General features: G+C 52.1%; 2 tRNA genes. Both read right to left on the minus strand.

What is annotated here, in order from left to right:
• Nucleotides 1–41: 41 nt before the first annotated feature.
• Nucleotides 42–131, minus strand: a tRNA-Ser gene (locus tag HMPREF3058_RS10380).
• A gap of 37 nt (nucleotides 132–168) precedes the next feature.
• Nucleotides 169–244, minus strand: a tRNA-Asp gene (locus HMPREF3058_RS10385).
• Nucleotides 245–286 lie beyond the last annotated feature (42 nt).

Raw genomic sequence — 286 nt, forward strand, 5'->3', positions numbered from 1 at the left:
CAGGCAGGCGTGTTAACCGCTACACTACGGGACCATTAAAACGGAGGAAGAGGGATTCGAACCCCCGCGAGCCGTTAAGCTCCTGTCGGTTTTCAAGACCGATCCCTTCAGCCGGACTTGGGTATTCCTCCACAAATTATAAATAAATTACTATTAAAATTTAATATATGGCGGTCCCGACGGGAATCGAACCCGCGATCTCCTGCGTGACAGGCAGGCGTGTTAACCGCTACACTACGGGACCTAGAATGGTGACTCCTACGGGACTCGAACCCGTGTTACCGCC

The sequence above is a fragment of the Staphylococcus sp. HMSC068G11 genome (assembly GCF_001815825.1).
In the GTDB taxonomy this organism is placed as follows: Bacteria; Bacillota; Bacilli; order Staphylococcales; family Staphylococcaceae; genus Staphylococcus; species Staphylococcus epidermidis.